Origin of the sequence: Mesorhizobium sp. B2-3-2, from assembly GCF_006442295.1 — a bacterium.
Taxonomy (GTDB): domain Bacteria; phylum Pseudomonadota; class Alphaproteobacteria; order Rhizobiales; family Rhizobiaceae; genus Mesorhizobium.
In genome coordinates this window covers 324,448-349,243 of record NZ_VFWA01000003.1, presented here as the reverse complement: position 1 = coordinate 349,243, position 24,796 = coordinate 324,448, and the positions used below count along the sequence as shown (strand labels likewise).

Below are 24,796 nucleotides of genomic sequence, written 5' to 3'. Positions count from 1 at the left end.
ACGCCGACGGGACATAAGCGTCATCGCCTGGACCACGCCAGCCAGCGTGCCGCCAGATGCTTCCAGAAAGGGGTGAACCGCGTTCGCCTGTAAGCGTCGCCGGCCATCTTGATGCCTTGCGCCTGTGTCGGGAAGGGATGGATGACGTCGGCCAGCGCATGCAATCCCATGCCCGACCTGATGGCGAGCGACACCGCATTGATCATCTCGCCGGCATGGGCGGCGACCACCGTCGCGCCGAGGATGCGGTCTGATCCTTCCCTGACATGGATTTTGACGAAACCCTCTTCCTCGCCGTCCATCACCGCGCGGGCGACATCGTGCATCAGCACCGTATAGGTCTTGACCGGAATGCCGTCGCGGCGCGCCTCCACCGGATAGAGGCCGACATGGGCGATTTCCGGATCGGTGTAGGTGCACCACGGAACGACCAATTCGCTCAGCCTTTTGCGCCCGAGAAACAGGGCGTTCTGCACCACCATGCGGGCTGTTGCCTCGGCGGTATGCGTGAATTTATAGTCGAGGCAGACATCGCCCGCCGCATAGATGCGCGGGTTTGAGGTCCTGAGATAATCGTCCACCTTGATGCCTTTGGCGTCGTGGGCCACCTCCGCCTCGTCGAGGCCAAGGCCGTCGACATTGGGCGAGCGGCCTATGCCGGTGATGATCTCGTCGACGGAAATGGTCGTCGTGTCGCCGTCCCGCATCAGGTCGGCGAGCTTCTTGTCGCCGTCCCTGCGCACCGCCACCACTTCGGTGTTCAGGCGGACCTCGACCCCCTCGCGTGCCAGCGCGTCCGAAAGGATCTGCGCGGCGTCGCGTTCCTCGCCGGGCAGGAACATCGGCTCGCTCTGCGCCAGGATGACCTTCGCGCCGAGCAGGCAGAAGGCCTGCGCCGTCTCGCAGCCAAGCGGCCCGCCGCCGATGACCAGAAGCCGCTTCGGGCAGTCGACAAGGTCGAACATCGTCTCGTTGCTGAGATAGCCGGCTTCGACTAGGCCGGGAATGGATGGAAACTCCGGCCTCGCGCCTGTCGCGATCAGCGCCTTGCGGAAGCGCAGCGTCGTTCCCGCGACGGTGACGCAATCGCGTCCGTCGAACCGAGCCTCACCGAAATAAACGTCGATGCCTAGCGCGGCAAGCTCCTCCGCACTGTCGGCATGGCTTATCCGTTGCCGGATGCGCCGCATCCTGGTCATCGCGCGCTGGAAATCGACGCGGAGATGGTCCGGCGTATCGGCGCCGAAATTTTCGGCATCGCGCATATCGGCATAGAGCCTGGATGTGCGGATGATCGACTTGGACGGGATGCAGCCGGTGTTGATGCAGGTGCCGCCGATCAACCCGCGTTCGATCAGCGCCACTTTCGCGCCGAGGCTTGCCGCCTCGCTGGCCGCCGTCAGGCCGGCCGGCCCGGCGCCGACGACGACGAGATTGTATGGTCCGCTGGGCTGCGGGTTTCGCCAATGCGGCGGATGGGCGCCCCTGACCAGCTCGACATCATTGTGGTCGGCAGGAAAACCGGCAGCTTTCGTCCTTTCAAGCGACATCGCGGCCACCCGGGCTTGCCGGCTGCGACAGCCATCCGCCTGTGAACCCCGCCTTGTCCAGGCCGCGGCGGATGTACTGGTTGGAACGCATCAGCTCCCAGACCAGGCGCGAGCGGTGGTTCTCGATCATCATCACCACGATGCCCTGGTCGAGGCCGAAATGGCCTTCCGACACCCAGCCGTCGCGGCCGAATTTTCGCCGGTTGGCCAGCGTCGGATTGAAGCCGCTCGGCAACCGGAAATTGTCGATCACCTGGGGATAGCGGTCCGCGAGATGGCGCAGCGCCGCCATGCAGATGTCGGGCGCAAAAGGCAGCGACGCCGGATAGGACCACGGCGCGATCGTGCCGTCGTCCGGCCCGAAGGGCGCACCGCGCGCGACGTAGCCGGAAAACCGGCGCCGCCGCCGTTGTATGCTGCTGCGAAAGCCGCCGGGTCCGTCCCCGGCCGAAAGCCCCCAGAGGTTCTCTCCGTAGCCGTCATAGCCATAGGGGTTGTGCCGGGCATAGTCGCGGTGCAGGTAGGTCGAGCGGCGGCTGTTTTCGAAATAGTCCGAATTCTTCTCGCGCATGAACGCGTCGCGGATGCCGGCGAAATCGATCCAGGCGTGTGAGAACTGGTGCATGAACAACGGACCGCCATAAAGCACGTCGTAGCCGTAGATGTTTTCCCACTGATAGGTCGCCGTCCAGCCCTCGTAGCTGTCGTCGGACGTCGGGCAGTCGGGCGAGGCCATCGACAGGACATAGAGGATCGTCGCCTCATTGTAGCCTTCCCAGCCATAGTGGAGAAAGCCGCTCTTCGGTTTCCAGCCCTGTCGCAAGGTCGGACTGCTGCCTTGCGCCCATCGCCAGTCGACGCGCCGGTAGAGCGCCTCGGCCAGTCGGCGGATTTCGGCTTCCTCGTCATTGTCGCCGCGGAAATAGGCGCCTGCCACGAGAATGCCGGCCATCAGCAATGCCGTATCCACCATCGACAATTCGCAGCGCCAGACCCGAAGTCCGGTGCGCATGTCGAGGAAATGATAATAAAAACCCTTGTGGCCGGTGACGTCAGCGCCACTGCCTTGCGTGCTGGTCCAGAAGAAGCGCAGAGCCGCGAGCGTCAGCTTCACCGCCGCTTCCCGCGCCATCCAGCCGCGCTCGACCCCGATCGGATAGCAGGAGAGCGCAAAGCCGACAACCGCGATGCTGGCCGGTGAATTCGGCCGTGACGTGTCGGCGACCAGCCCGTTTTCGAGGTTCACGTTTTCCAGGAAATAGTCGAAGGCCGCGCGCTGGAAACGATCCAGAAGGTCGTCGTCCGACAGGATGGCAGGCTCGACTTTAAGCAAAAGCGGCAACCTCCAGCCTGGTCGTCGCGATTGCTGGGGAACGGTGCAGGAATTGCGCGCGGGCCGGACTGTCACGCCTTGTCATGTCTCGCCCTCGTTGTTGCCGTTGCCGATTCGGGCCTCGGCCATTGTACGCTTGTCCAGCTCCGTTGGTTGCTTCCTCACGCGCAATTGTAGTTGCTTGCCGCCGGTCGGTCGGGCGGCGCGCCGCGCTGCATCAGTAGGTGGCGCGGCCGCCGGAGGCGTCGAAGACGGCGGCCGTCGTGAACGAGCATTCCTCCGAGGCGATCCAGCAAATCAGCGCCGCCACCTCGTCGACCTCGCCAAAGCGCGCCATCGGTATCTTGGACAGCATGAAGTCGATATGCTCCTGGCTCATCTGCTTGAAGATCGCCGTGCGCACTGCCGCCGGCGTGACGCAGTTCACGGTTATCCCGGTCCTGGCCAGTTCCTTGCCGAGCGATTTGGTCAGGCCGATCACCGCGGCCTTGGATGTGCTGTAGGCGGAAGCATTGGGATTGCCTTCCTTGCCGGCGATCGAAGCGATGTTGACGATGCGGCCGTAGTTGCGCCCCAGCATGTGCGGGACGAGCGCCTTGTTGCAGTAGAAGACGCCGTTGATGTTGATGTCGATGACCAGGCGCCAGTCCTCCACCGAATAGTCCCAGGCGGTCATGTTGGGACCGGTGATGGCCGCGCTGGTGATCAGGATGTCGACCCCGCCAAGCGCCTCGATCGTCGACCGCGCCGCCCGATCCACCGCCGCCGGGTCGGCGACGTCGACGGTCTGGCCATGCAGTGTCGGGATCAAGGCCCTGGCCGCTTCGATCTGGGCGGGGTCGCGGTCCCAAACCGCAACGCGCCCGCCTTCCTCGACCAGCCTCTGTGCGACGGCGAGGCCGATGCCGGATGCGCCGCCCGTAATCACGGCCGAGCGTCCGGCAAACCGTTCCGCGAAAGTCGTCGGCATCTCGTTTCCCCTGTCGTGGCGCAAATCGGCTCCGCACGGCGAAACCATGTTCTGCGGTGACTGTGAGGTCGCCGCCGGCCAAGTTCAAGCCGGCATGCAACTCGATCGTCTGGGCCAATCCCCGAGGCGCGTTACGCCGGGTTCCCCTCGAGCTGCCTGCCCAGCGCTCGCACCATCGCCACCAGCGGCGGATCGCTATTTGTCCGACCCATACAGGAAGAACTGCAGGAACAATTCCCGCTCGGTGGTGATGTCGAGCTTCTCATAGATGCGCCGGCGATGGTTCTTGACCGTGCCGACGGTGATGCGGAGCCGCTCGGCAATGTTGGCGGTCGGATGGCCGGCCAGGATCAATTGCACGAGCTCCCTTTCCCTGACCGACAGTTCCGGCCACAGGCTCGCCGGGGTCGTGGGCTGCTGGCGCGCCGGGGCGCCGGGGCTGGAGGGCGCCGAGCTGCGCGAGAAGTCGCTTCCGCGCGTCTTGATGTCGAGCGCGTGCAGCGCCTCGAACACCGGCAGCCGCTCGGCCAGCAGGGCGATCTCGCCGTCCTTGAACGCGGTGGTCGAACGATCGAGGAAAATGCCGAGGCACCAGTCGCCGCCATCGGCCAGCATGATGCCGACTTCATCGCAGATCTCCGATTGCGCGAGGAAGCCGGCTATGTACTGGCCGCGCTTGGCCTCGTCGTCGGCCAGCCGCTTTAGCGGCATGATCCCCAGCCGGCGCTCGCGCCGCCAGGAAGCGTAGAAGGGGTCGAACACGTAGTAATTATCAAGGTAGCGCCGCACCATCTCGTCGGAGAAGCGCCGGTGCTTGACGAATTGCGGCGTCTGCGTGGCCGAGTAGCGCGTCACCGTCACCAGGTCATGCGCGATGTCGGCGCCGATCAGGTCGATCAGGCAGTCGACATGCCTGTCGGTGCCGGTGGCGGCGATCGCCATGGCGAGCGGCGCCCAGATGTTGCCCATGCGCATGCCCCCTTTTCGGCGACGAGCTCCCACCCGTCATTGTGCCTTTAGGCATATGGCGCAATCCGGTCCCGCGAATCTAGCCTGTGGTCAATGCTCGGCAAGGGAAGGCGACCCGTGGACCAGATCTCTACCAATCCCATCGTCATCGGCATCGATGCCGGCGGCACCATGACCGACACCATCCTTGTCGATCAGGACGGCCGCTTCAAGATCGGCAAGTCGGCGACGACGCCGAAGAACGAGGCCGAGGGGTTCCTCGCCTCGGCCGAGGACGCGGCGGACGCCTGGGGCATCTCGCTCGAGGCGCTGTTCTCGGGCGTCAATGTGGTGCTCTATTCCGGCACCGGCATGCTCAACACGCTGCTGTCGCGCACCGGCAGGAAACTCGGCCTGATCACCACCAAGGGCCTCGAGGACATGATCCTGATGGGTCGCGGCCTGCAGGCCTGGGCCGACTATTCCTATGCCGACCGGCTGCACGCGGTGACGCATCATCACCCCGATCCGCTGGTGCCGCGCCGCCGCACCCACGGCGTCACCGAGCGCATCGACCAGTTCGGCGACATCATACTGCCGCTCTATGAGCATGAGGTCCGTGCCGCGGCGAAAAAGCTGATCGCCGACAAAGTCGAGGCGGTCTGCATCATGACGATCTTCTCTCATGTCAATCCCGTGCATGAGAAGCGCATCGCCGAGATCTGCCGCGAGGAGATCGCTGCTGCCGGCGCCGACATCCTCGTCTACAGCAGCCACGAGGTTCGCCCGGTCATTCGCGAGCAGTCGCGGCTGAACTCGGTGCTGATCGAGGCCTACGCCACCTCGCGCGGCCGCAAGCAACTCAAGGGAATCGAGGACGTCTCGAAGAAATACGGCTTCAGATATGGCGTCCAGACGCTGCTCTCCTTCGGCGGCCTCACCTCGATCAACCATCCGCGCCTGCACGAGACCATGATCTCCGGCCCGATCGGCGGCATTCTGGGCGCGGCTTATGTCGGCAAGCTGATCGGCAACGACTCGCTGATCTGCTCGGATATGGGCGGTACCTCCTTCGACATGGGCGTCATCACGCGCGGCCAGACGCGGATCGAGAACGAGCCGCTGATGGACCGCTTCAAGCTGAATGTGCCGACGCTGCATCTCGATACGATCGGCGCCGGCGCCGGCATGATCCTCAAGGTCGATCCGCTGACGAAAAAAGTCTCGCTCGGGCCGGAAAGCGCCGGTGCCGATCCCGGCCCGATCTGCTTCGCCAAGGGCGGCACCGAGCCGACCATCGCCGATTGCGACGCCATCCTTGGCCGGCTGAACCCGCATTATTTCCTCGGCGGCAAGGTCGTGCTGCAGGTCGAGAAGGCGCGCAAGGCCTTCGAGGAGAAGTGCTCCAGCCTGCTCTGCGTCGGCGTGGAGGAAGCCGCCGAAGGCATGATCGACATGCTGGAGGCAGACGCCAACAACGCGCTGCGCCGCGTCATCTCCGGCCAGGGCATCCACCCTTCCGAGTTCACATTGCTTTCCTATGGCGGCTCGGGGCCGCTGCATCTGGCCGGCTGCTCCAGGGGCATCGGCTTCAAGGATATCATCACCTTCCAGTTCGCAGCCGCCTTCTCCGCCTTCGGCTGCACCACGGCGGATTTCATGCGCCGCCATTCGGTGTCGACGCAGATCGACATCGGCGCCCGCGCAAGCGATGACGAGCTGGTCGCCTTCGGAAGCAAGGTCACCGCGGTCTGGAACGACCTGACCAAGGCCGCTGTCGACGAAATGGTCGCCGACGGCCATGCGCTCGGCAAAATCAAGACGGTGCCGTTCCTGATGATGCGCTACACCGGCCAGCTCGAGGATGTCGAGGTGATGGCGCCGCTCTCGGCGGTTCATTCGGCCGACGAGATGCGCAAGGTCATCGACGAGTTCGAAGCGGTCTACGCCAAGGTCAACCATCGCGTCTCGCGCTATGGCGAAGCCGGCTTCTCGATCACCGAGCTCGGCCTCATCGCCACCGCCGACAAGGTCAAGCCCGTGCTGCTCAAGCGCCCGCTAGGCCGCTCCAGCCCCGCATCCGCGCACAAGGGCGTGCGCGAGGCCTATATTGGCGGCCGCTGGCACAAGGCCGATCTCTACGAGATGGATCTTCTGCTGCCCGGGCATGAGGTGACCGGTCCTGCCATCATCGAACACCCCGCCACCACGCTCGTCGTCCATCCGCAGGACCGTGTCTTCGTCGACGAATGGACGCTGCTCCACTATTCCCATGCTTGAGAGGGCGAACGCCATGCTGGACAAACCCGCCTCCGCCCTGCGTCTGCGCGAGCGGCTGATCGAATCCGAACGGCTCATGGACGAGACCGGCTGCTATGACGGCATTACCGATCTCGAACTGCGCAACCAGGACCCGCTGAAATTCGAGACGCTGCACACCAAGCTGCGCGCCTACTGCGTCTCGGCGCGCGAGATGGCGCGTCGCATCTCGGCTTCGCCCGGCGTGCGCGAGGTGGGCGAGATGGTCGTCGCCATCTACACGCCCGAAGGCGACGCCATCGCGCTCTCCAACGGCATCATGGTGCATGTGCACACGATGAGCCGCTTTATCAAATGGATGATCAGACAAGGCTACGAGGAAAATCCCCGCATCGTCGACGGCGACATCTTCGCCAACAACGACGCCTTCATCGGCACCGTGCAGGTGCCCGACGTGATGGACGTGGTGCCGATCTTCCACTCGGGCAAACTCGTCGGCTGGGCGGGCGCGGTCTGCCACGAACTCGAGGCCGGCGGCATCACGCCGGGCGGCGACGTGGCGCTGGCACAGGAGCGCTTCACCGAAGGCCTGTTCGTCTGCGCCGAAAAAGTCGGCCAGAACGACGAGCTGCGGCGCGACTACGTGATCCGCTGCGAGCGCAATCTGCGCATGCCCATCTACTGGGTGCTGGACGAGAAGGCCAAGGTCGCCTCCTGCATCGACATGCGCGAAAGCGTCAAGGCGCTCATCGACGAGATCGGCCTCGACTACTGGATGAAGGTGTCGAAGGAATTCATCGAGGAGGGCCGCCGCGCGCAGCTCGCCCGCACGCGGCAACTGACCGTTCCCGGCATCTATCGGGGGCATACTTTTTACGGTCATGTCACCAGGGGCAAGCCGGGCTACCAGCCGCTCGGCGATCCCGACTGGCTCTACAACATTCCGATCGAAATGGAGATCACCACAGGCGGCAAGATCGTCATGGATTTCGAGGGCACGCAGCCCTGGGGCTACCATTCCATGAACTGCACGCCGGCCGGCATGGATGGCGGCATGTTCGTGACGCTGACCCAGCACATGAATTTCGAAGGCCTGGTCAATGACGGCGCCTGGATGGCGACGGAGCTGAAGCTGCCGCATGGCACCTGGACCAATCCCGACAACGAGATGGTGGCCACCGCCACGTCCTGGGCGCTGCTCCTGCCGGCCTATGGCGTCTTCCAGCGGCTCCTGTCGCGCTCGTTCATCGCCCGCGGCTTCGTCGAGGAGGCCTTCGTCGGCCAGGTCAACAGCCCGATGATCGAGATGGGCGGCACCAGCCAGTACGGTACGCTGTTCGGCATGGCGCATTTCGAATGCGCGGCCGCCGGTTCCGGCGCGCTCGCCATCAAGGACGGGTTGGACACCGCCTATGTCGGCTGGAACCCGGAATCCGACATGGGCAACATCGAGATCTGGGAACAGAACATGCCGATGGTCTATATCGGCCGCTCGATCGTTGCCAATTCCGGCGGCGCCGGCAAATATCGTGGCGGCTGCGCCTTCCTGTCGACCTGGCTGGTTTCGAAGACCGATCACCTCCGTCTGGTCACCTCGGAACATTCCTCGCGCGTCTTCGACAATGGCGGGCTTTGCGGCGGCTATCCGGCGCCGACCTGCCAAAAACACCGCGCGGTGCGCGACAGCAACATCTTCGAGCTTGCGCAGAAGGGCGCGCCGCTGGCGCACCATACCGGCACCAATCCTTATCGTTCCGAACTCGAGGTCCGGCTCGATGGCCAGCACGTGACGATGGAGGGGCCTTATATCACCGCGCCCCACAAGACCGGCGACGTGTTCACCCATTCCTACAATGGCGGTGGCGGCTATGGCGACGTGCTGGAGCGCGATCCGCTCAAGACGGCATCGGACGTCGAGAACGGCTACCTCACCAGGGAAGCTGCCGAAAATGTCTTCGGTATCGTGCTTGACGAGGACGAGGACGGCTATCCCGTCGCCAATCTCGAAGCCACCAAGCGCCACCGCGCCGAGATGCGGTCGCGCCGGCTCGTTCGGGCCAGGCCGGTCTCGGAGTGGATGGCCAAGGAGCGCGAGCGGGTGAAGGAGGCCGATTTCGCGCCCGAGGTGAAGAAGATGTATGCCAGCGCCTTCAAGCTTTCGCCGCGCTTCGCCAGGGATTTTTCAAGCTTCTGGGATGTCGACGCCAAATCGACCTTCGGCGTGGAGTAGGGACCATGGCCTCGTACAGCAAGGAAGTCATCGCCGATCTGGTCGCGGGCACGCTGCCCTGGCCGCAGACGCGCCGCATCATGAGCGCCTACAAGGACGACGACCGCTTCTTCAAATACGTCGCGGTGCTTCAGAACCGCGTCGGCTGGAAGGATCCCATCCTGCTCCCCGTGGGTGACCACCTCTTCATCTGCCAGAGCGGCGACGAGCGGGTAACCCGTTGCGAATGCGGCCATTCCTTCGGCGACTACCGCAAGAACTGGAAGCTGAAGGCTTCAATTATCGTGCGCGACACAGAGGAGGCGCTGCGTGAGATCTATCCCAACAGCGACCTGCCGGATCCCGAATGGATGGAAATCCGCGAGTTCATCTGCCCGCAATGCGGCACGCTGCACGAGGTCGAGGCAGCGGCGCCGGGCTATCCCATCGTCCATGATTTCGAACCCGACCTGGAAGGTTTCTACCGCGATTGGCTGGGCAAGCCGCTGGAGCCGATGGACAAGGAAAGCTGATGGCAAGGACACGAGATTCGTCACCGGCTCCGAAATGGGCCTCGATCGAGGCTATCTTGGCCTATGAAGTTCAGGTCCTCTCGGGACTGATGGACCGTCCCATGCCGCGTGGAGACCATGCCCGATGACGAACCTCTCCGGCCGCAGCGCAATCGTCACCGGCGGGTTCTCCGGAATGGGTCTGGCGATTGCGACGGCATTGGCGCAGGCCGGCGCCAATGTCGCCGTCGGCTCCTATATCGCTCCTGCCGGCGCCGACAGATCCGACGCCGCCTACTATCCCGGCGCCGACGAGATAGAGCGCGTGCGTTCGGCTCTCGGCGCGCATGGAACGAGGATTTACGCCGCCCATCTCGACGTGCGCGACAGCGGCGTGACGAACCGTTTCGCGGCCGACGCCCAGGCGGCGGTCGGTCCTGTCGACATCCTGGTCAACGCCGCCGGCACCACGGCCGAGCAGCCGGTCTGCGGCCATTCCGACGCGCTGTGGGAGAAGATCGTCGACACCAATCTCACCGGCGCCTTCCGCGCCATCCGCGCCGTGCTGCCCGGTATGATCGAGCGCGGCTGGGGTCGCATCGTCAACATCGGCTCGACCGCCGCCTCGGTCGGCTGGAAGGACAATCCTGCCTATTGCGCCTCCAAAGCCGGTCTCCTCGGCCTCACCCGTTGCGTGGCGCTCGAAGGGGCGGCGCATGGCGTCACCTGCGTCATGATCAGCCCGACCTGGGTCGAGACCGAACTGATGCGCCGCAACGTGGCGCAGGTCGTCGAGCGCGAGGGCAAGGGCCGCACGGCCGAGGACGCGATGGCCGAGATCGCCAGGGGCAATCCGCAGCAGCGTATCCTCCAGCCGCAGGAGATAGCGGCGCTGGCCGTGTTCCTCTGCTCCGATATGGCCAAGGGCATCACCATGGAAAACATACAGATCACCGGCGGAGCACTTTGGTAGCGCGCACGGCTGGCTATGGGCCTCGGTGGAGGAGGCCGGCACTGAACGAGAACTCCAATTCCGTCCGGGCGGCTGTCCCGGACGTGATCTCTCGGCGCTCGCCCGGCTGTAAGACAAGGTGACGGGATTTGCCATTGAGCGCGGGGCGCGATAGGTTATATTGCACTGCACAATGGAGATGCCGTCGATTGCACCCTTCTTACGGAGATGCCTGCCGGCTACGCGGCGGTCCGGGGTAGGCTCGGCGAGAACCTGAGATGAAGATTCCAAAGTCCTTGCTGATCGATCCCGAGAGGAACTCGGTCTACGGCAGTTTTGCCGTTGCCGTTTCGGTCTGGGCATTCTCCTACTCCGTCATATTCGGCCAGGTGCTGATCCTGGCCTATTATGCGGTGTGGCTGCCCCTCATCATGGTCGACTACAGGCGGTTCCTGCGGCATCTGTCCAGCGCCTGGCTGCCATTGTCGTTCGCGGCCTATGTATGCTTCTCCGTCTTCTGGTCGGAGGCTCCCGGCATCACCGCGAGGACGGCCGTCCAGTACTTCTCCCACATCGCCTGCGCCTATGTCGCGGCGCGCGCCGTCAGCGTGCGGACCCTGACGATAGGCGCCCTGGTCGGCATATTCGTCGTCCTGCTCTATTCTCTCAAGGTCGGGGCCTATTCCGAGGACGTCCTCGACGGCACGTATAATTTCGTCGGCGCTTTCGCATCCAAGAACCAGATCGGCTTCGTCGCCTCGCTCGGCATCTATTTCAGCGTCGTCTTCATCGCCTTCCTCAGGCACGGCCGGCTAAGCCTGTTCCTGACGGTGCCGGTCGTGCTTTTGTCGGCCTATCTGCTGGTCATCTCGCATTCGGCCACCTCGATGGCCTCGACACCGGCGGTGCTGGCGCTGGTGATGCTGCTTGCCATGAGCAAGGTGCTGTCGCGACGCTATCGCCGGGTGATCTTCCTGGTCGGCACCGGCATGCTGGTCGTCACTATCCTAGTGGCGCTGAACCTCGGCCTCATGGACTTCGTCCTCGGCCTCTTCGGCAAGGATTCGACGCTCACCGGGCGCACCTATCTGTGGGAGCAGGGCTGGAACGCCGCGCAGAGGGCGCCCATGCTCGGCGTCGGCTATGCCGCATACTGGGTCCAGGGTTTTGCCGAGGCCGAGCGCCTGTGGAACGAGTTCTACATCACCACCCGCACCGGCTTCCACTTCCACAATACCTACATCGAAGCCCTTGTCGAACTCGGCTTCGTCGGCGCGACGCTGGTTTCGCTGGTCATCCTGCGCACGCTCTACGGCCATGTCTCGGCGGTGGCGTTCGGGACATGGCGGGCGGATTCGGTCGTTCTGGCCGGCGTCATGGTGCTGCTCCTGATCCGCTCCTTCGTCGAGGTCGAGATCCTCAACCCCTACATCATGGGTTCCTTCCTGATGTATTTCAGCTTCTTCAAGCTGGCGCGGCTGCCCGTTGCCCGTCCTCGCCGGTCTGCGGCAAGGATCGAGGAGGCAAATGCGGCCAGAGGCTGGAGCGGGCCGGAGCCCGGCACCGACGCGGCTCGATGAATGCGGATCGGTTTCCCGTCTGGGCTTGCGGCAAAACAAGGCGATAGCGCGGCTGGCGATTCGCTCAAACGCCGACCCGCTCCAGCAATTCCAGGAAAAGTGTGTACGGCTTCCCCCGGGAAACGCGCGCAGCGGTTTTCGTCCGGAATTGCGCAAAAACAATGACATAGAGCAGCTCTCGCCGTTTCCGTGAAACAGTCAACTGCTCTATCTCAAGCGGCCTACTGGCTGGGCATTGGCGCCAGCTTGACCTTGATCACATCGCCCGGCAGCACGGGCGTGTCTTCCTTGACCGCAATCTCGCTCGTCTTGCCGTCGGCAGCGCGCAGCAGTGAGTAGATCAGGGTAGGCTCTTCGTTGGTTGCGCTGGCGGCCACGGTGGCGGGATCGGTGGCCTGGGCCATCAATCCTTTCTGCATGTTGACCCTCAGCGCGGCCTCGTTCAGGTCGGCTTCGGTCTGCTGCCGGTCGGCGGCGAGGCTCGAGCTCAGCGTGTTCTGGGCATCGATGGCATCCTGCGTTGCCTTGCTGATCGCTTGCTTGGCGGTGAGGATGGCCGTTTCGTAGTCCAGGATCTTGCCCTGAAGGTCGGTGACGGACTGCTGCGAATCCAGCAGTCTTGCGTTGGCGACCAGGCCTTTCTGGGCCAGCGGACCGATGCTGGTGAGTTGCTGCTGCGCCAGGTCGACCTGCTTCTGCTGGTTGACGATCTTCTTCTGCAGCGATTCGATCTCGGCCTGCAGAACCCCTTTCAGATCGCTGAGCGCCTCGAGCTTCAGCTTCAGCGCCTTCTGGTCAGCCGTGAGGATCGTCATCTCGTCCGCGACGATGGCCTGCAGTCTGGGATCGCCCTCGACCTCCTTCGGTACCTCGAAGCTCGACTTGCCCGCAAGGTCGGCATCGATGCGCGCGCGCTTGACGATCAGTCGAACGCGCTGATCGTCATATATGTCGAAATTGCCTTTGGCGGTGACCAGGTCCTTGCCGAGCTGCGGGCCGTAGTCGGCGCTTCGCCGGATGCCGCCGGCGATGCTGACCGCCTTCAGCACCGTCAGATCGGGTACATAGGGGAATTGGCCGGGGTTCTGCACCTCGCCCGAAATATAGAACGGCCGGAACTGCGCCATTTCGACCGATGCCTCGGGCCGGTCCGACAAAGCGAGCTTGTGCTGCAGCGCCTCGCCGATCGCCGCCGCGACTTCGGCCGTTGTCTTGCCGGATGCCGGCAGTTCGCCGACGAAAGGCACCGACAGCATTCCGGCCGGCCCGACCGTGTATACGCCATTCACCGCCGACCAGTCGCGGAACGTGCCTTCGACGGTCTGCCACTCCGCGATACGGATGGTGAGCTTGTCTTGCGATCCGAGATGGTACTCGTCGGCAATGGCGATCCGAGGCAGGGCGAGCGACAGGGCCAGGCAGCTGGCCACGAGCCGCAAACGCCGCGGGCGGCCCGAATGCGGGCCGCTGCAAAAAACTTCGAACATGTCTATCTTCAACTGAACGTTCCGATCCGCTTTGGCCCCACCAGCCCGATGAGCCTGCGCCCGATGCCTGCCGGGAGAGATCCCCCGCGTGCGATCCGGTTCGCGACCGCTCAGTAGCAGCCGCGCGACATCCAGACAGCCGGAACTGTCTTGATGATGATGCGAATATCCTCGAAAAGTGACCAATTCTCGACATAGTGGCGATCGAACGCGACGCGGCTGTCATAGGAGACGTCGTTGCGGCCGCTGACCTGCCACAGGCCGGTCAAGCCGGGGCGGGACTTCAGGTAATACACGGCGGCGCTGCCATAGATCTCCAGTTCGTCGCGCACGACCGGGCGAGGTCCGACAAGGCTCATGTCGCCCTGAAGGATGTTGATGATCTGCGGCAACTCATCGAGACTGAGTTTCCTCAGGACCGCGCCGACCCTGGTGACGCGCGGATCGTTCTTCAGCTTGCGGGTGGCTATCCATTCCGCCTTGGCGTCCGGATTGGCCGCCAGATAGGCGGCCAGTACCCTTTCGCCGTCCGGCACCATGGTGCGGAACTTGAGACAAGGGAAAATCCGTCCGCCACGCCCGATTCGCCGGTGACCGTAGAAAATCGATCCGCCATCGGAGAATTTGACGAGCAGCGCTATCATCACGAACAGCGGGCTGAGCGCGATCAGGGCGGCCAGTGAACCGGCAATATCGAAACTTCGCTTGATAAGGCCGCCGATCGGCGGTGGAAAATCGACGCCAGCCTGCGAAAACTCCGCTGTGGCCGACTTGGCAACGTCCCTCATGCCAAAACTCCATGCGTTGACCGGATGGTTTACCGCACGATATCAAAAAAATGTTGCAGCGCAACACACAATTTCCCGTACCCTTGAAATAGTCACGTCATGAATTGACTAAATAATAAGCGAGCCTTGCACAAATTTCGGAATATTTAGCACGTTTATGACAATAAATGGGCATAGCCGGAAAAATAGAGGCCCTTTTGGGGCAACTTCTGGGCGCTGCGTTCTTTATGCCCCTGAACCGAACTCGTTGGTGCTTTAGCGCGACACGATATACGAGGGCATTATAATAAAATACTATTCGATATTGTAGAGTTTACTGAAAAGCACCGAAGAGCCGAAGTTGCGCGTAATCCCCCCGTGTGCGTTGCAGCACGAGCGAGTCGAGCGCAAAAGCTCACCTAAAAATAAATGCGGTTGCCCTTGCGGCCATTTGCTCGCCTTAATAGAATTGCAAATTATACCTGTCAAAGTGGCGGCAGGTTGAAAGGCCGGAAGCAACCGGCCGGGAGCGGGCGACTTAATAAGCCCGCATGACAAGGGACGACGCTCGGGTGGGGCAATGACTTGATATACCCGGGCCGGTTTGTGGGCTGTTGGGTATGTCGCTTCCAAAATTCATCGTTGGGATGATTTTCGCTCTTGCGATCGTCGTCGGCTGGTCATGGCTGGGCGGCGCATCAATAGGCACGACGCTGCTGCGCGTCATCATCTGTGCCGTGGTCATCCAGGCGGGCTACTTCGTGCTCGTCTATGCCATGATCGTCAGAAGCGCGCCGACGCCTGCCGACAGGACACGCGAGGCCGAAAGAAAGCTCAGTTCGGCCGAGGTGGCCGAGGGTGAAAAGCTGGGCGGCGCCGGGCGAAGCCTTCACTGACCCAGATCGGCCGGCCTCAGGCAACGTCGGCGGGTTCGGACTCTGATTGTTCGCCCGAAAGCATCCGGGACAATCGGCTTCCGGCTTTCGCCTTCAGCCGCCGATAGTGCCCGACCTCGACTACACGGCCGTTTTCCATCGCCACCACCCAGTCGGCGAAGGCGATCATCGATGGCCGGTGCGCGATGGTCAGGATCGTCATCGAGCCGCGCAACCCGTCGATCGATTGCGCGATCAGCGCCTGGTTTTGCCAGTCGAGCGCGCTGGTCGCCTCATCGAGGATGAGCAGCGACGGCTTGCGCAGCAAGGCGCGCGCCAGCGCGATCCGCTGGCGTTCGCCGCCCGACAACCGCACGCCGCGGTCGCCGACCACCGTTTCGAGCTTGAGGTCGAGCCGTTCGACGAATTCGGCCGCATGGGCCGATCGCAATGCGGCCCATAATTCATCGTCGCTGGCTTGCTGTGCGGCCAGGCGCAGGTTCGCCGCGATCGTGTCGTGCAGGAGAAACACGTCCTGCGGCACGTAGGCGACCTGGTCGCGCCAGCCCCGGCGATTGGCGGCGTCGATCTCGACGCCGTCGACGAGGATCGTGCCGGCTGTCGGCTCGAGCAGGCCGAGCAGCATGTCGGCGATCGTGCTCTTGCCTGATCCCGAAGGGCCGATAAGGGCGGTGACCTTGCCGGCCGGAAGGCCGAAGGTGATATCGCTCACCACGGTCTTGGCGGCGCCGTCCTCGTAGGCGAAGGAGACGCCGCGAACATTCAGTCCGAAATCGAGCGACAGCTTTCGAGCGTCCTCGATCCCGGCATGGCCAGGTTCCCGCTCGGCGTCGAAACGCATCTGCAGGCTGCGCATCGCGGCATAGGCGGGCAGGTTGATCAGGACCTGCTGCGCCTGCGTCTGCATGTCCATGAAGCGCGGCGCGATGCGCATGAAGACCAGCAGCAGCACGACGATCTCGGCCAGGGACAGGTCGAAGCGAACCAGTGCCACATAGATGAACAGGCTCAAGCCGATCACGCTCGCCACCTGGAACAGGGCGGTGCCGGTCGAACTGTTGCGCACATAGGCGATGTTGTCGGCCTTCATCCTTTCGAGTGTCGCCTGCAACTGCGCGAAATAGGTCGCCTCGATGTTCAGGCTCTTGGCCACCTTGATGCCGCCGAGGAATTCCGAGACCGTACGGTATTGATCCTGACGGTTGGTCGTCAGGACCTGGCCAAAGGCGGTGGCCCGCGACCGGAACGGCCGCAGCGCGAGGAACATCAGGATGCCGATGACCACGGCGAACAGCGTCATGACCGGCGAAATGAACATGGAGATCACGAGATAGCCGGCCAGAAGCACGGCGATCTGTACCAGCATCAACAGCGAGAAGGCCGCGCCCTGGACGCGGTCTATGTCCCCGGTCAGCGCATGGTCGAGGTCGGAGCCGCGCATGCGCGTGAAGACGCCCCACCGTGCCTTGCCGATGCTTTCGAACAGGTTCATGCGCAGGCGGTTGATGAAATCGAAGAGAAGCCTGGCCATGTAGACCGATTTGAAGCGGTTGAAGGCGGCCTGCAGCGCGACCAGCGCGACCAGCATGCACAGCATCGTGGTCAGCTTCAGCGTGCCGTCCGGCACCAGCCAGCGCATGAAATCATTGTCGGGCAGCCTGATCGCGAAATCCTGGCCGGAGCGTCCGACCAGCTGCAACAGCGGAACCAGCAGCAGGATGGAGATGCCTTCGGTCAGGCTGCCCATGATCAGGAAGAGCAGCGCCGTCCAGGCCCGTCGCCCGCCTATCTGGGCGATAACGGCGCCGAACCCGGCGATTTCCCGAAACAATGACGGGCGAAGGAGCGACGGTTTCGACATCTCCTGCTACCCCTTTCCGGCCATCAGATCATGCTCGACGAGGCTCACGACCTCGCCGATCCTGTCGAGGCCCGTGGGCACTTCGAGCCTGCACACGCCGACGCGATCGGCGAGGCGTGCGCAGTGCCCGAGATGCGCCGCCGCGAAATCGTCCACCAGGGCGGCTCGGCCGAAGCGCGTGACGTATGAAAATCTGATCACGGCCGGCAAAGCGGCGATGCCGGGCATAGGTGAGATATCAGCCTTTTGGCCGCGCTCGAGAATATAGATGCGGGTTGCCGGAACCCTGTCGCGCGAAAACGCCCCGTGCAAGCGGTGCTGGGCCTTGTTGATAGCCGGATGCACTTGCGGCCGCACTTGTGCCCCTTCAAGCGAAATCGCGGCAGCCGCGTCGGCCGCCAGCTTGATCTGGGGAAAACCCGGCACGATCATCGGCTCGTCCGGATGGCTGAGATCGAGCGCCACGACGTCATCGGTAAGCAGTTCGTGTCCGGCACGGATCATGGCGCTTGCCGTCGTCGATTTGCCGGCGCCCTTGTCGCCCATGAAGATGGCGCTTTTGCCGGCAATCGCGACGGCGCTGGCATGCAGCACGAGCAGGCCGCGCTGGTGCAGGATGAGGGCCATCACCGGGCCCAGCAGCGGAAACGCGATCAGCGCGTCGTCGATGCCTGGCGCCGGCTCGACCTCGATGCGGCAGGCGTCGCTGATCAGGAACGCGCCGACGGCGTGCCACGCCAGATATTGCCGATCCGGTTCGAAGCGGAAAATGGTCGCGGCCTCTGGCGAAGGCTTCGGCATATCGATCGCGCCGACGGTGATCAGCATATCCGCCGCCGCCGGTTCGGCCGGCTCCAGCTCTGGCAAGGCCACCTCGGACGCGATGGTCAGGCCGTAGGCCCGATAAAAACGGCGCTGTCCGCGCGGCCAGCCTTGCGCGTGCGGGCAGAGGGCCAGCGGCTCGTTCAACGGCGTCATGCGGCACTCCCGGCACGCTGCACCTGCCGCAACCACAGCGACAGCGACGCCGAGCGCCAGACATACTGGACATCGAGCGGCGCCGGCCGGTCGGGCCGGCTGAGCAGCCGTGCATAGGCCGCCTTCACGGCCGGCAGGTTTATGTAGGGCTCGATGCGGCCGGCGTCCGGGCCGAGCACCTGTTCCAGAAGGTTACGGTGGTTGCGCAGCATGCCGTTGACGAGATTGCCGGTGAAATCGATCTTGTCGCGCCGCCACTGGACCGCCGCCGGCAGCACGTCTTGCATGGCGCGGCGCAGCACGTAGCGGCCAAAACCGCGGCTGAGCTTCTCCTTGCCCGGCAACGCCAGGCAGAACTCGACCAGCGGCTTGTCCCAGAAGGGATAACGAGGTTCGACGCCGAAATTGGCGGCCGCCTTGTCGAGGACTTCGAAAGCATGCGGCACATAGCCGTTGGAAAGAATCCAGCGGTGGGTCAGCGCCTCGCTGGCGCTGACGTCGGGCGGCTTGTAGCCGGCTCGGTGAACCCGCTCGATAAGCTCGGTGCGGCCGGCAAGATCGGCATTGATCAGGTCGCGCCAGCTTCCGCCTTGCGAAGCCTGGGCCGGTTTTCGCAGCCTGTGCAGGAGCCGGTTCGCGGTGTGCCTGAGCCTGGCCACGCGCCAGGCGGGTCCGTAGATGGTCAGGAACTGGAAGTACATGCCGAGCATGCCTTCGCCATAGGTGTTGGAAGCGCTGCGGATCTCGCGCCACAGCTCCAGCCACTTGCCTGCATTGGCAAGCTCGTGCAGATGGCCGTGACCCTGCGACACGACTTCGTCCCCGCCATGGCCGTCGAGAAGCACCTTCACGCCTTTGCTGCCTGCCGTCCTGTAGACGGTCCGGGTGAGCGTAAGACCCGGCGCCAGGAACGTTCCTTCCTGCTCTTCCAGCACCCGTTCGAATTCCGCGAACGGCGCGTAGTTGCCGACCGGGATCAGCGTGCCGTCGACGCGCTCCTGTTCCAGCACCGCGTCGATGAAGGGGCTTTCGTCCATCGCCGAGCCGCGTTCGAAAACCAGCGAAAAGGTGGGCAGCCTCGGCTTTCCCTCGGACAGGTTTTGCCGGCCCGCCACGCAGGCGATCGAGGAGGAGTCCAGGCCGCCGCTCAGCATGGCCCCGACCGCCGCGCTTCCGCGCATGCGGTTGCGCACCGACTGCGAGAAAAGATGGGCGAATTCTTCGGCGGCGTCCGACCGCATGGGCCGCGACGACGGCTCGATCTGCCAGTATCGCTGCAGCGTCACGCGCTGCGCCGTCACAGTGAGGCTGTGGCGCGCCGGCAGGCGGAAAATATCTGTGTAAGGCGTCGCTTGCGGATCGTCTGGCAGCCCGGCCAGGAAACCCGAGATCTGATGTTCGCTGAGGCGGGCGCCGGCGTCGGTGACGCCAAGGATCGGGCCGATCTCGGAGGCAAAGAAAAAGCGCTGCCCGTCCGCGTGATAGTAGAACGGTTTGACACCGAAATGATCGCGCGCGCAAAACAGCACCTGCCGCTCGGCATCCCAGATGGCGAAGGCGAAATCGCCTTGCAGGTGCACGGGACAGGCTTCGCCCCAGCGCAGATAGGCCCGCATCAGGAGCACGGCGTCGGCAACCGATGCGTCGGGGACGCCGAGCCGTGCCATCAGCTCGTCGCGATTGTCCAGGCGGCAATCCGCGGTGACGGCCAGTTTACCGCCCGCCATCGTCAGCGGGCCGGGGCCGGCTTCATTGGTCGTGTTGAGCCAGGCATGGCCGAGCGCGACAGCCTTGTCGGTCCACCATGAACTGCCGTCGCGGGCGCGATGACGCATGCGGGCCAGCATGCGCTGGATATCGGCGGCGGTCCCCGGCGCCTCGTGCCCGTGCAGGATTCCGGCCACGCCGCTCATCGGTCATTGACCATAGTCGACGAGAGGGACAAACTTGTCTATCGAGCCGCCAAGGATGACATGGTTGCCGCTGATCAGCCATGCATGCGCCTTCAGCTGCTGGCCGGTGTCGCGCTCGATGCCGATGCGGATCTTCGAGGCATTGCCCTGGCGGGCGAGAATGTACTGGCCGGCGAGCGCCTGGGTGAGACAGCTTGCGCGCGGTACCAGGCGGGCTGCGGCGGCAACGCCCCAGGCGACACGACGCAGCTCGCCCGTGCTGGCGCATTCACGTGCCTCCAGCCGGGTGACGATGCCGCGGAGGCGGTTGTAAGAGAACAGGGTCAGCCCCAGCCGAACGGCCGAGACCACCAGCAGGCAGTGGCAGAGGAACAGCATTTCCGGGCCGCTCAGGGAGAGAGCTCGAAGCCGACGCCGCCGGTGCTTGGTCTGGCCGGGACTTTTCTCCGTCGCAGGTTCTTGCCGCAAAACCGTGACCCGCTTTTGCGGAACCTGCCTAGACAGGTTCCTCATGATGCAGCCTCGCAAGTCCGCTATCGGCCAGACCTTTCAACAGTGCGTCGACATCGGCCTTGCAGCGCTCGGCGTCGACATCATAGCGCGCGAGCACGGCCCGGCGGATTTCGACAATTGGTTTCGGCTCCTGGATCAGCTCCCAGATGAACGTGCCTACCCCGTTGAGGCTGTAGTAGATGTTGGATTTCAGGTTGAGAAGCGCCAGGCCATTGCCGAATTCGCAGGCGACCGCTTCCTTGGTCGCACTTACGCGATCGTGGTCAGATGGGTTCCAGTTCATCCGAAAACCTCGTTTGCTACACACTGTCCGCAATGCGTGCCGACAATTCTGGCGATAAAGAAAAGCCGGTTCAGGCAATGAAGAGAAGCCGGGATTTTCACCCCGACTCCCTTTATGGTTCTTGGATTCCAGAGGCCCAACGTGTCCCTCTAGAATCAGGACAGGCTCAGGAGAACGTCAGGTCGCCAATCGGCGTGTGCGCAGGAAATGCTGCGTCGAGCGCCGTGTTGCCGCCACCGCCCTGAGTGATGGTTTCAATCGAACCATGAACCGTCAGGCTGGGCGTTTCGTACTCCTGCTTTTCAACATTCTGTTCCATTTTACACTCCATCAAGGACTGGAAACGGCCTGTCGATTGCCGGCGGCACTTTCATGCTGCGATGCAATAGCTGCATGGCAGCATTTATGAGTCAAGCCTGATTTACCGCGCATTAATCAATTATGGACTGCACGCGAAGACACAGTCGTGAGTAACGATCTCAAGCTTTGGCCTTCATCGCCTTCACATCCCTGCATATGGGCCTGATGCACTAGGTCAGCATAAGAAATTGATTTGCAAATATAAACTTTTTAAGCCCTGTCACTTCAAGGCATGGCGACAAATAATACCGCAGCGCCGGGTCTCTCGGTAAGGTTTGCTACGGAACGCCGAAAACGCCACTCGTCCCTCGTGGTCCAGTGGTTCTCCTCACCGTTCGCCCGAGCCGGTTTCGATAAACGTCGTGGCTGGATTTTTGCGCTGCAAAAGGAAAAACTGGACGGCGCCAAGGTTTTTGGCGATGCTTTGCTTCGCACCTGCAGCATAGGCGTCACGCCGATCGCTTCTGGAGAACCGTGCGCCCGATGGCCCTGACCGAACGTTCATATGAGCGACTGCGCGCCGCCGATTGCGCCGGCGAGATCGCCTATGTGCAGGCCTGTCTGCGGCTGTTTTTCGCGGCGCGGTCCGGCGCCGCGCCCGGCGATGCCTCCGGCCTCGCCGTAGCCAATGTCACCGACATAGCTAGGTTGAACAAGGTCTCGACCTTTATCCTCAAGGTGCTGTCGCGCGCGCCCGCGAACGGGCCGCCGGCCCAGCTCTCCCAATGGCTCGACGCCTACCGCCGGAAGACCGTTTCGATGAACGCGTCCTGCATCATGGATTCGATGGCGATCCAGGCGGCGCTGCGCGACAGGCAGATCGATTTCGTTTTCCTGAAAGGTCCCTTCCAGCAGCATCTGCTTTACGACGATCATTTCATGAAGCCTTCGGGCGATGTCGACATATTGGTGGCGCCGGCCGGGTTTTTCAGGGCGCGCGAGGCGCTCCGCTCGATCGGATACGAGATCGCCGGCAAGTCGCGCTCCGTCTGGTGGGTCCGTTTCCTCGGCGAACAGCACATGATCCGCGGTGACGGGTCGACGCAATCCACTGTCGATCTGCATTATCGGCTCCAGCAGCCCGGCTCGCCCAGCCCGCGCGACGCGGATGGCTTCCTGCGGCGCAAACGGCAGGTCGAGATCACCGGCGTCGAGGTGCCGTTCACATCGGCGGCCGACACTCTGCTGTTGTCCTGCATCAGCGTCGCCAAGGCGCTTTTCAACCGGGAACCCTGCGCCGGTTACGTCTGCGACGTGCGTGCCAGCGCCGACCGCCTGAACGAAGCCGAGCAGCAGCGCCTGCTCGATGCCGCCGCGGCGCAGGGGCTGGATGACACGCTGTTGCTTGGCCTGCGCGCCGCCGACGTGCTCCTCGGCGGCGCCGACACGCTCCTGTCGCAGCGCGCCGCGCGGATGCTGTCGCGCATCGGCAATGAGGACCTGCTCAACATGGTCATCGCGCCATGGCTGTCATCCCTGCGATGGCCGCAGCGGCGCACCGTGTTGTGGGAGTTGTGCGGTCGTGCGCCGGTCCGCTATCTGGCGGAGGCCGGCTGGGCGGCATCGGCCGACATCAGCCGCCGCATCTTCGAACGGCAGGGCAGCCCGTGACGGGAAGCCCGTCGTACATCGAACACGTACAGGGCGAGGGCAGAACGGAACCTGTGCAAGAGGCAAATTCATGTCGATGACGGAATCAAAGGTCTGCGTGATCATCGCGGCCCGAAACGCGGCGCGAACAATCGCGGTGGCCATCGCGTCCGCGCTGCGCGAACCGGAAGTGGCGGAAGTCGTCGTCGTCGATGACGCCTCCACCGATGACACGGCCCAAGCCGCCCGCGCCGCCGATGACGGCAGCGGCCGGCTCGCGGTGATGCGCCTCGACGTCAATCGCGGCCCCTCCTTCGCCCGCAATGCCGCCATCGCGGCCTCGCAATCGCCATTCATCGCCATTCTTGACGCCGACGACTTCTTTCTCGCGGGCAGGTTTCACAACCTGTTTGCCGGCGCGGACTGGGATTTCGCGGCCGACAACATCATGCTCATCAGGGACGACGCCTTGAGCGATGTCACCCAGATCGTCGCTCCGAAGTTCGCGGCCGAGCCGGAATTCCTCGACCTCGAGCGTTTCGTCGAAGGCAACATCTCCAGACGCAACGTGCGCAGAGGCGAACTCGGTTTCCTCAAGCCGGTGATCAGCCGCGCTTTTCTCGACAGGCACGGCCTGCGCTATGACGAGAGCTTGCGTCTGGGCGAGGACTACGAACTCTACGCGCGCGCGGTCGCCAAGGGCGCGCGCTTCAAGGTCATCCGCTCCTGCGGTTACGGCGCCATCGTGCGGGCCGATTCGCTGAGCGGCCGCCACAAGACGCAGGACCTGAAGCGTCTTGCCGACGCCGACCTGGCGCTGCTGGCGATCGACAGCCTGCCTGAGGGCTCCAAAGCGGTGCTGCGCCGCCACGAGCGCCACGTGCGCGACAAATACCGGCTGCGCAATTTCCTCGACGTGAAGGCCGAGCGGGGCCTGGCGTCGGCCGCGGCCTATGCCTTCGCAAGCCAATCCAACCTGGTTCCCATCGTCCAGGGCGTGGCGTCCGACAAGCTCGAGGCGCTGTTTCGCCGCGTCGGGCTTGCCTCCAGGCATCAGCATGTGCCGCCAACGCGTTTTCTCATGGCCGGCACCAGCACGGGCAAAGAGCCTTGAATGCGGTCGGCCGGCCGCGCTCTTGCCAGTGCATCGCGCAAACCATTTCGGGCGGATTTATGAGTTTACGAATTGGGTGGTTGCCTACGCGGCCCGGGGATGGCAGTCTATGTTGCGGTGCAGCAATTAGGATGGCCAATGACCTGGCCTCCCGATCGGACTGCCCGATATTGAACCGGTAAGGGGCCCGGCCGACGGTCGGACCACCACAGGACTTTGACGCATGGCCTCGATATTCGGCTTCAGATCAAGGAATCCGGCCCGCGACCGGCAGACCGACATTTCGCGCCTCGATCGCCTGGCGAAGCTGTTCGAGCAGATCGCGGCGGAGATCGAGGCGGAGCGAAACGGGCTGGAGAATCGTTACAAGGCGACCGCCACGAACGCCGCCTTTCTGGTCGAGGCCATGGAGAACGGCTCGGCGTCTGCGCGCCGTTCCGCCGAGGTCGATGAATTGACGACGTCGATCCTGAATTGCGAGCGCCGCATCGCGGCGTTGTCACGCCAGAACGGCATGGTCCGTGAGCTTCGTCATTCGCTGGATATGGTTTTCGATGAGGACGGGTCGTCCGATATGACGGCCAGCCAGAGGCTCGCCAAACCGGCGGGCGCCGGCAGAGGGTGAAGGCCGAAGGGTGGATTTGGCGCGAGGCGGGAAGGCAGCTTGGGGAGGGGCTGACGAGAGAAGGAAAGCGCCGTTTGGCAATCGCTCGAATGTCTA

The 24,796-nt window shown here is 63.6% G+C and carries 21 protein-coding genes; 9 read left to right on the top strand and 12 right to left on the bottom strand.

Annotated features, from left to right (window positions below; all coding sequences use genetic code 11):
• Nucleotides 1–20: 20 nt before the first annotated feature.
• The 4 genes from FJ964_RS10340 to FJ964_RS10325 form a co-directional block, all read right to left on the bottom strand.
• On the bottom strand, nt 21–1,550 hold the full coding sequence (locus FJ964_RS10340) for a mercuric reductase (RefSeq protein WP_140550296.1): 1,530 nt from the start codon (nt 1,548–1,550) through the stop codon (nt 21–23).
• Nucleotides 1,540–2,883 carry a glucoamylase family protein gene (locus FJ964_RS10335; protein WP_140550295.1) on the bottom strand — a complete coding sequence of 448 codons (1,344 nt, stop codon included), beginning with the start codon at nt 2,881–2,883 and terminating at the stop codon, nt 1,540–1,542. The genes FJ964_RS10340 and FJ964_RS10335 overlap by 11 nt, the downstream gene beginning before the upstream one ends.
• A 217-nt stretch (nt 2,884–3,100) precedes the next feature.
• The gene (locus FJ964_RS10330) at nt 3,101–3,853 is read right to left on the bottom strand and encodes an SDR family NAD(P)-dependent oxidoreductase (protein WP_140550294.1); all 753 of its coding nucleotides are present in this window, start codon (nt 3,851–3,853) and stop codon (nt 3,101–3,103) included.
• Nucleotides 3,854–4,048: 195 nt separating this feature from the next.
• Nucleotides 4,049–4,828: a helix-turn-helix transcriptional regulator gene (locus FJ964_RS10325; protein ID WP_140550293.1), complete on the bottom strand. Its 780-nt coding sequence runs from the start codon at nt 4,826–4,828 to the stop codon at nt 4,049–4,051.
• A gap of 111 nt (nt 4,829–4,939) precedes the next feature.
• On the opposite strand from FJ964_RS10325, the gene FJ964_RS10320 reads away from it, so the two are divergent.
• The 5 genes from FJ964_RS10320 to FJ964_RS10300 all read left to right on the top strand — a co-directional run bounded on the left by FJ964_RS10320 (nt 4,940) and on the right by FJ964_RS10300 (nt 12,313).
• Nucleotides 4,940–7,081 (top strand): hydantoinase/oxoprolinase family protein, encoded by a 2,142-nt coding sequence (locus tag FJ964_RS10320; protein WP_281408229.1) that lies wholly within the window; start codon nt 4,940–4,942, stop codon nt 7,079–7,081.
• A gap of 13 nt (nt 7,082–7,094) precedes the next feature.
• Complete coding sequence (locus FJ964_RS10315; RefSeq protein WP_140550291.1) at nt 7,095–9,290, top strand: hydantoinase B/oxoprolinase family protein; 2,196 nt, start codon at nt 7,095–7,097, stop codon at nt 9,288–9,290.
• A gap of 5 nt (nt 9,291–9,295) precedes the next feature.
• Nucleotides 9,296–9,802 carry an acetone carboxylase subunit gamma gene (locus FJ964_RS10310; RefSeq protein WP_140550290.1) on the top strand — a complete coding sequence of 169 codons (507 nt, stop codon included), beginning with the start codon at nt 9,296–9,298 and terminating at the stop codon, nt 9,800–9,802.
• Nucleotides 9,803–9,926: 124 nt separating this feature from the next.
• Nucleotides 9,927–10,754: an SDR family NAD(P)-dependent oxidoreductase gene (locus FJ964_RS10305; protein ID WP_140550289.1), complete on the top strand. Its 828-nt coding sequence runs from the start codon at nt 9,927–9,929 to the stop codon at nt 10,752–10,754.
• Between the two features lie 257 nt (nt 10,755–11,011).
• The gene (locus tag FJ964_RS10300; RefSeq protein WP_140550288.1) at nt 11,012–12,313 is read left to right on the top strand and encodes an O-antigen ligase; all 1,302 of its coding nucleotides are present in this window, start codon (nt 11,012–11,014) and stop codon (nt 12,311–12,313) included.
• Between the two features lie 221 nt (nt 12,314–12,534).
• Here the strand turns inward: FJ964_RS10300 and FJ964_RS10295 are convergent, their stop codons facing one another.
• A complete protein-coding gene (locus tag FJ964_RS10295; RefSeq protein ID WP_181172425.1) occupies nt 12,535–13,800 on the bottom strand; it encodes a polysaccharide biosynthesis/export family protein in 1,266 nt (421 codons plus the stop codon).
• 110 nt (nt 13,801–13,910) lie between these two features.
• Nucleotides 13,911–14,588 carry a sugar transferase gene (locus FJ964_RS10290; RefSeq protein ID WP_140550286.1) on the bottom strand — a complete coding sequence of 226 codons (678 nt, stop codon included), beginning with the start codon at nt 14,586–14,588 and terminating at the stop codon, nt 13,911–13,913.
• Nucleotides 14,589–15,187: 599 nt separating this feature from the next.
• On the opposite strand from FJ964_RS10290, the gene FJ964_RS10285 reads away from it, so the two are divergent.
• Nucleotides 15,188–15,463, top strand: coding sequence for an exopolysaccharide production repressor exox (locus FJ964_RS10285; protein ID WP_140550285.1), 276 nt, complete (start codon nt 15,188–15,190; stop codon nt 15,461–15,463).
• 16 nt (nt 15,464–15,479) lie between these two features.
• Here the strand turns inward: FJ964_RS10285 and FJ964_RS10280 are convergent, their stop codons facing one another.
• The 6 genes from FJ964_RS10280 to FJ964_RS10255 form a co-directional block, all read right to left on the bottom strand.
• A complete protein-coding gene (locus FJ964_RS10280) occupies nt 15,480–17,324 on the bottom strand; it encodes an ABC transporter ATP-binding protein (protein WP_140550284.1) in 1,845 nt (614 codons plus the stop codon).
• 6 nt (nt 17,325–17,330) lie between these two features.
• Nucleotides 17,331–18,302: a serine kinase gene (locus tag FJ964_RS10275; RefSeq protein WP_140550283.1), complete on the bottom strand. Its 972-nt coding sequence runs from the start codon at nt 18,300–18,302 to the stop codon at nt 17,331–17,333.
• A complete protein-coding gene (locus tag FJ964_RS10270) occupies nt 18,299–20,215 on the bottom strand; it encodes a lasso peptide isopeptide bond-forming cyclase (RefSeq protein WP_140550282.1) in 1,917 nt (638 codons plus the stop codon). The genes FJ964_RS10275 and FJ964_RS10270 overlap by 4 nt, the downstream gene beginning before the upstream one ends.
• Nucleotides 20,216–20,218: 3 nt before the next feature.
• Nucleotides 20,219–20,593, bottom strand: coding sequence for a lasso peptide biosynthesis B2 protein (locus FJ964_RS10265; protein WP_224713268.1), 375 nt, complete (start codon nt 20,591–20,593; stop codon nt 20,219–20,221).
• Between the two features lie 118 nt (nt 20,594–20,711).
• Nucleotides 20,712–21,011, bottom strand: a complete 300-nt coding sequence (locus tag FJ964_RS10260; protein ID WP_140550280.1) for a PqqD family protein — start codon at nt 21,009–21,011, stop codon at nt 20,712–20,714.
• A 166-nt stretch (nt 21,012–21,177) separates the two neighbouring features.
• The gene (locus FJ964_RS10255) at nt 21,178–21,330 is read right to left on the bottom strand and encodes a lasso peptide (protein ID WP_140497189.1); all 153 of its coding nucleotides are present in this window, start codon (nt 21,328–21,330) and stop codon (nt 21,178–21,180) included.
• A 524-nt stretch (nt 21,331–21,854) separates the two neighbouring features.
• On the opposite strand from FJ964_RS10255, the gene FJ964_RS10250 reads away from it, so the two are divergent.
• The 3 genes from FJ964_RS10250 to FJ964_RS10240 all read left to right on the top strand — a co-directional run bounded on the left by FJ964_RS10250 (nt 21,855) and on the right by FJ964_RS10240 (nt 24,700).
• On the top strand, nt 21,855–22,982 hold the full coding sequence (locus tag FJ964_RS10250) for a nucleotidyltransferase family protein (RefSeq protein ID WP_140550279.1): 1,128 nt from the start codon (nt 21,855–21,857) through the stop codon (nt 22,980–22,982).
• Between the two features lie 70 nt (nt 22,983–23,052).
• On the top strand, nt 23,053–24,075 hold the full coding sequence (locus FJ964_RS10245; RefSeq protein WP_140550278.1) for a glycosyltransferase: 1,023 nt from the start codon (nt 23,053–23,055) through the stop codon (nt 24,073–24,075).
• Nucleotides 24,076–24,298: 223 nt separating this feature from the next.
• Nucleotides 24,299–24,700 carry a hypothetical protein gene (locus tag FJ964_RS10240; protein ID WP_140497183.1) on the top strand — a complete coding sequence of 134 codons (402 nt, stop codon included), beginning with the start codon at nt 24,299–24,301 and terminating at the stop codon, nt 24,698–24,700.
• Nucleotides 24,701–24,796: the final 96 nt, after the last annotated feature.

Excerpts from the sequence above, each read along its gene's own strand:
- FJ964_RS10340 (WP_140550296.1), bottom strand. The coding sequence starts at position 1,550 with ATGTCGCTTGAAAGGACGAAAGCTGCCGGTTTTCCTGCCGACCACAAT.
- FJ964_RS10330 (WP_140550294.1), bottom strand. The coding sequence starts at position 3,853 with ATGCCGACGACTTTCGCGGAACGGTTTGCCGGACGCTCGGCCGTGATT.
- FJ964_RS10325 (WP_140550293.1), bottom strand. The coding sequence starts at position 4,828 with ATGCGCATGGGCAACATCTGGGCGCCGCTCGCCATGGCGATCGCCGCC.
- FJ964_RS10315 (WP_140550291.1), top strand. The coding sequence starts at position 7,095 with ATGCTGGACAAACCCGCCTCCGCCCTGCGTCTGCGCGAGCGGCTGATC.
- FJ964_RS10310 (WP_140550290.1), top strand. The coding sequence starts at position 9,296 with ATGGCCTCGTACAGCAAGGAAGTCATCGCCGATCTGGTCGCGGGCACG.
- FJ964_RS10305 (WP_140550289.1), top strand. The coding sequence starts at position 9,927 with ATGACGAACCTCTCCGGCCGCAGCGCAATCGTCACCGGCGGGTTCTCC.
- FJ964_RS10300 (WP_140550288.1), top strand. The coding sequence starts at position 11,012 with ATGAAGATTCCAAAGTCCTTGCTGATCGATCCCGAGAGGAACTCGGTC.
- FJ964_RS10295 (WP_181172425.1), bottom strand. The coding sequence starts at position 13,800 with ATGTTCGAAGTTTTTTGCAGCGGCCCGCATTCGGGCCGCCCGCGGCGT.
- FJ964_RS10290 (WP_140550286.1), bottom strand. The coding sequence starts at position 14,588 with ATGAGGGACGTTGCCAAGTCGGCCACAGCGGAGTTTTCGCAGGCTGGC.
- FJ964_RS10285 (WP_140550285.1), top strand. The coding sequence starts at position 15,188 with ATGTCGCTTCCAAAATTCATCGTTGGGATGATTTTCGCTCTTGCGATC.
- FJ964_RS10280 (WP_140550284.1), bottom strand. The coding sequence starts at position 17,324 with ATGTCGAAACCGTCGCTCCTTCGCCCGTCATTGTTTCGGGAAATCGCC.
- FJ964_RS10275 (WP_140550283.1), bottom strand. The coding sequence starts at position 18,302 with ATGACGCCGTTGAACGAGCCGCTGGCCCTCTGCCCGCACGCGCAAGGC.
- FJ964_RS10270 (WP_140550282.1), bottom strand. The coding sequence starts at position 20,215 with ATGAGCGGCGTGGCCGGAATCCTGCACGGGCACGAGGCGCCGGGGACC.
- FJ964_RS10265 (WP_224713268.1), bottom strand. The coding sequence starts at position 20,593 with ATGCTGTTCCTCTGCCACTGCCTGCTGGTGGTCTCGGCCGTTCGGCTG.
- FJ964_RS10260 (WP_140550280.1), bottom strand. The coding sequence starts at position 21,011 with ATGAACTGGAACCCATCTGACCACGATCGCGTAAGTGCGACCAAGGAA.
- FJ964_RS10255 (WP_140497189.1), bottom strand. The coding sequence starts at position 21,330 with ATGGAACAGAATGTTGAAAAGCAGGAGTACGAAACGCCCAGCCTGACG.
- FJ964_RS10250 (WP_140550279.1), top strand. The coding sequence starts at position 21,855 with ATGGCCCTGACCGAACGTTCATATGAGCGACTGCGCGCCGCCGATTGC.
- FJ964_RS10245 (WP_140550278.1), top strand. The coding sequence starts at position 23,053 with ATGTCGATGACGGAATCAAAGGTCTGCGTGATCATCGCGGCCCGAAAC.
- FJ964_RS10240 (WP_140497183.1), top strand. The coding sequence starts at position 24,299 with ATGGCCTCGATATTCGGCTTCAGATCAAGGAATCCGGCCCGCGACCGG.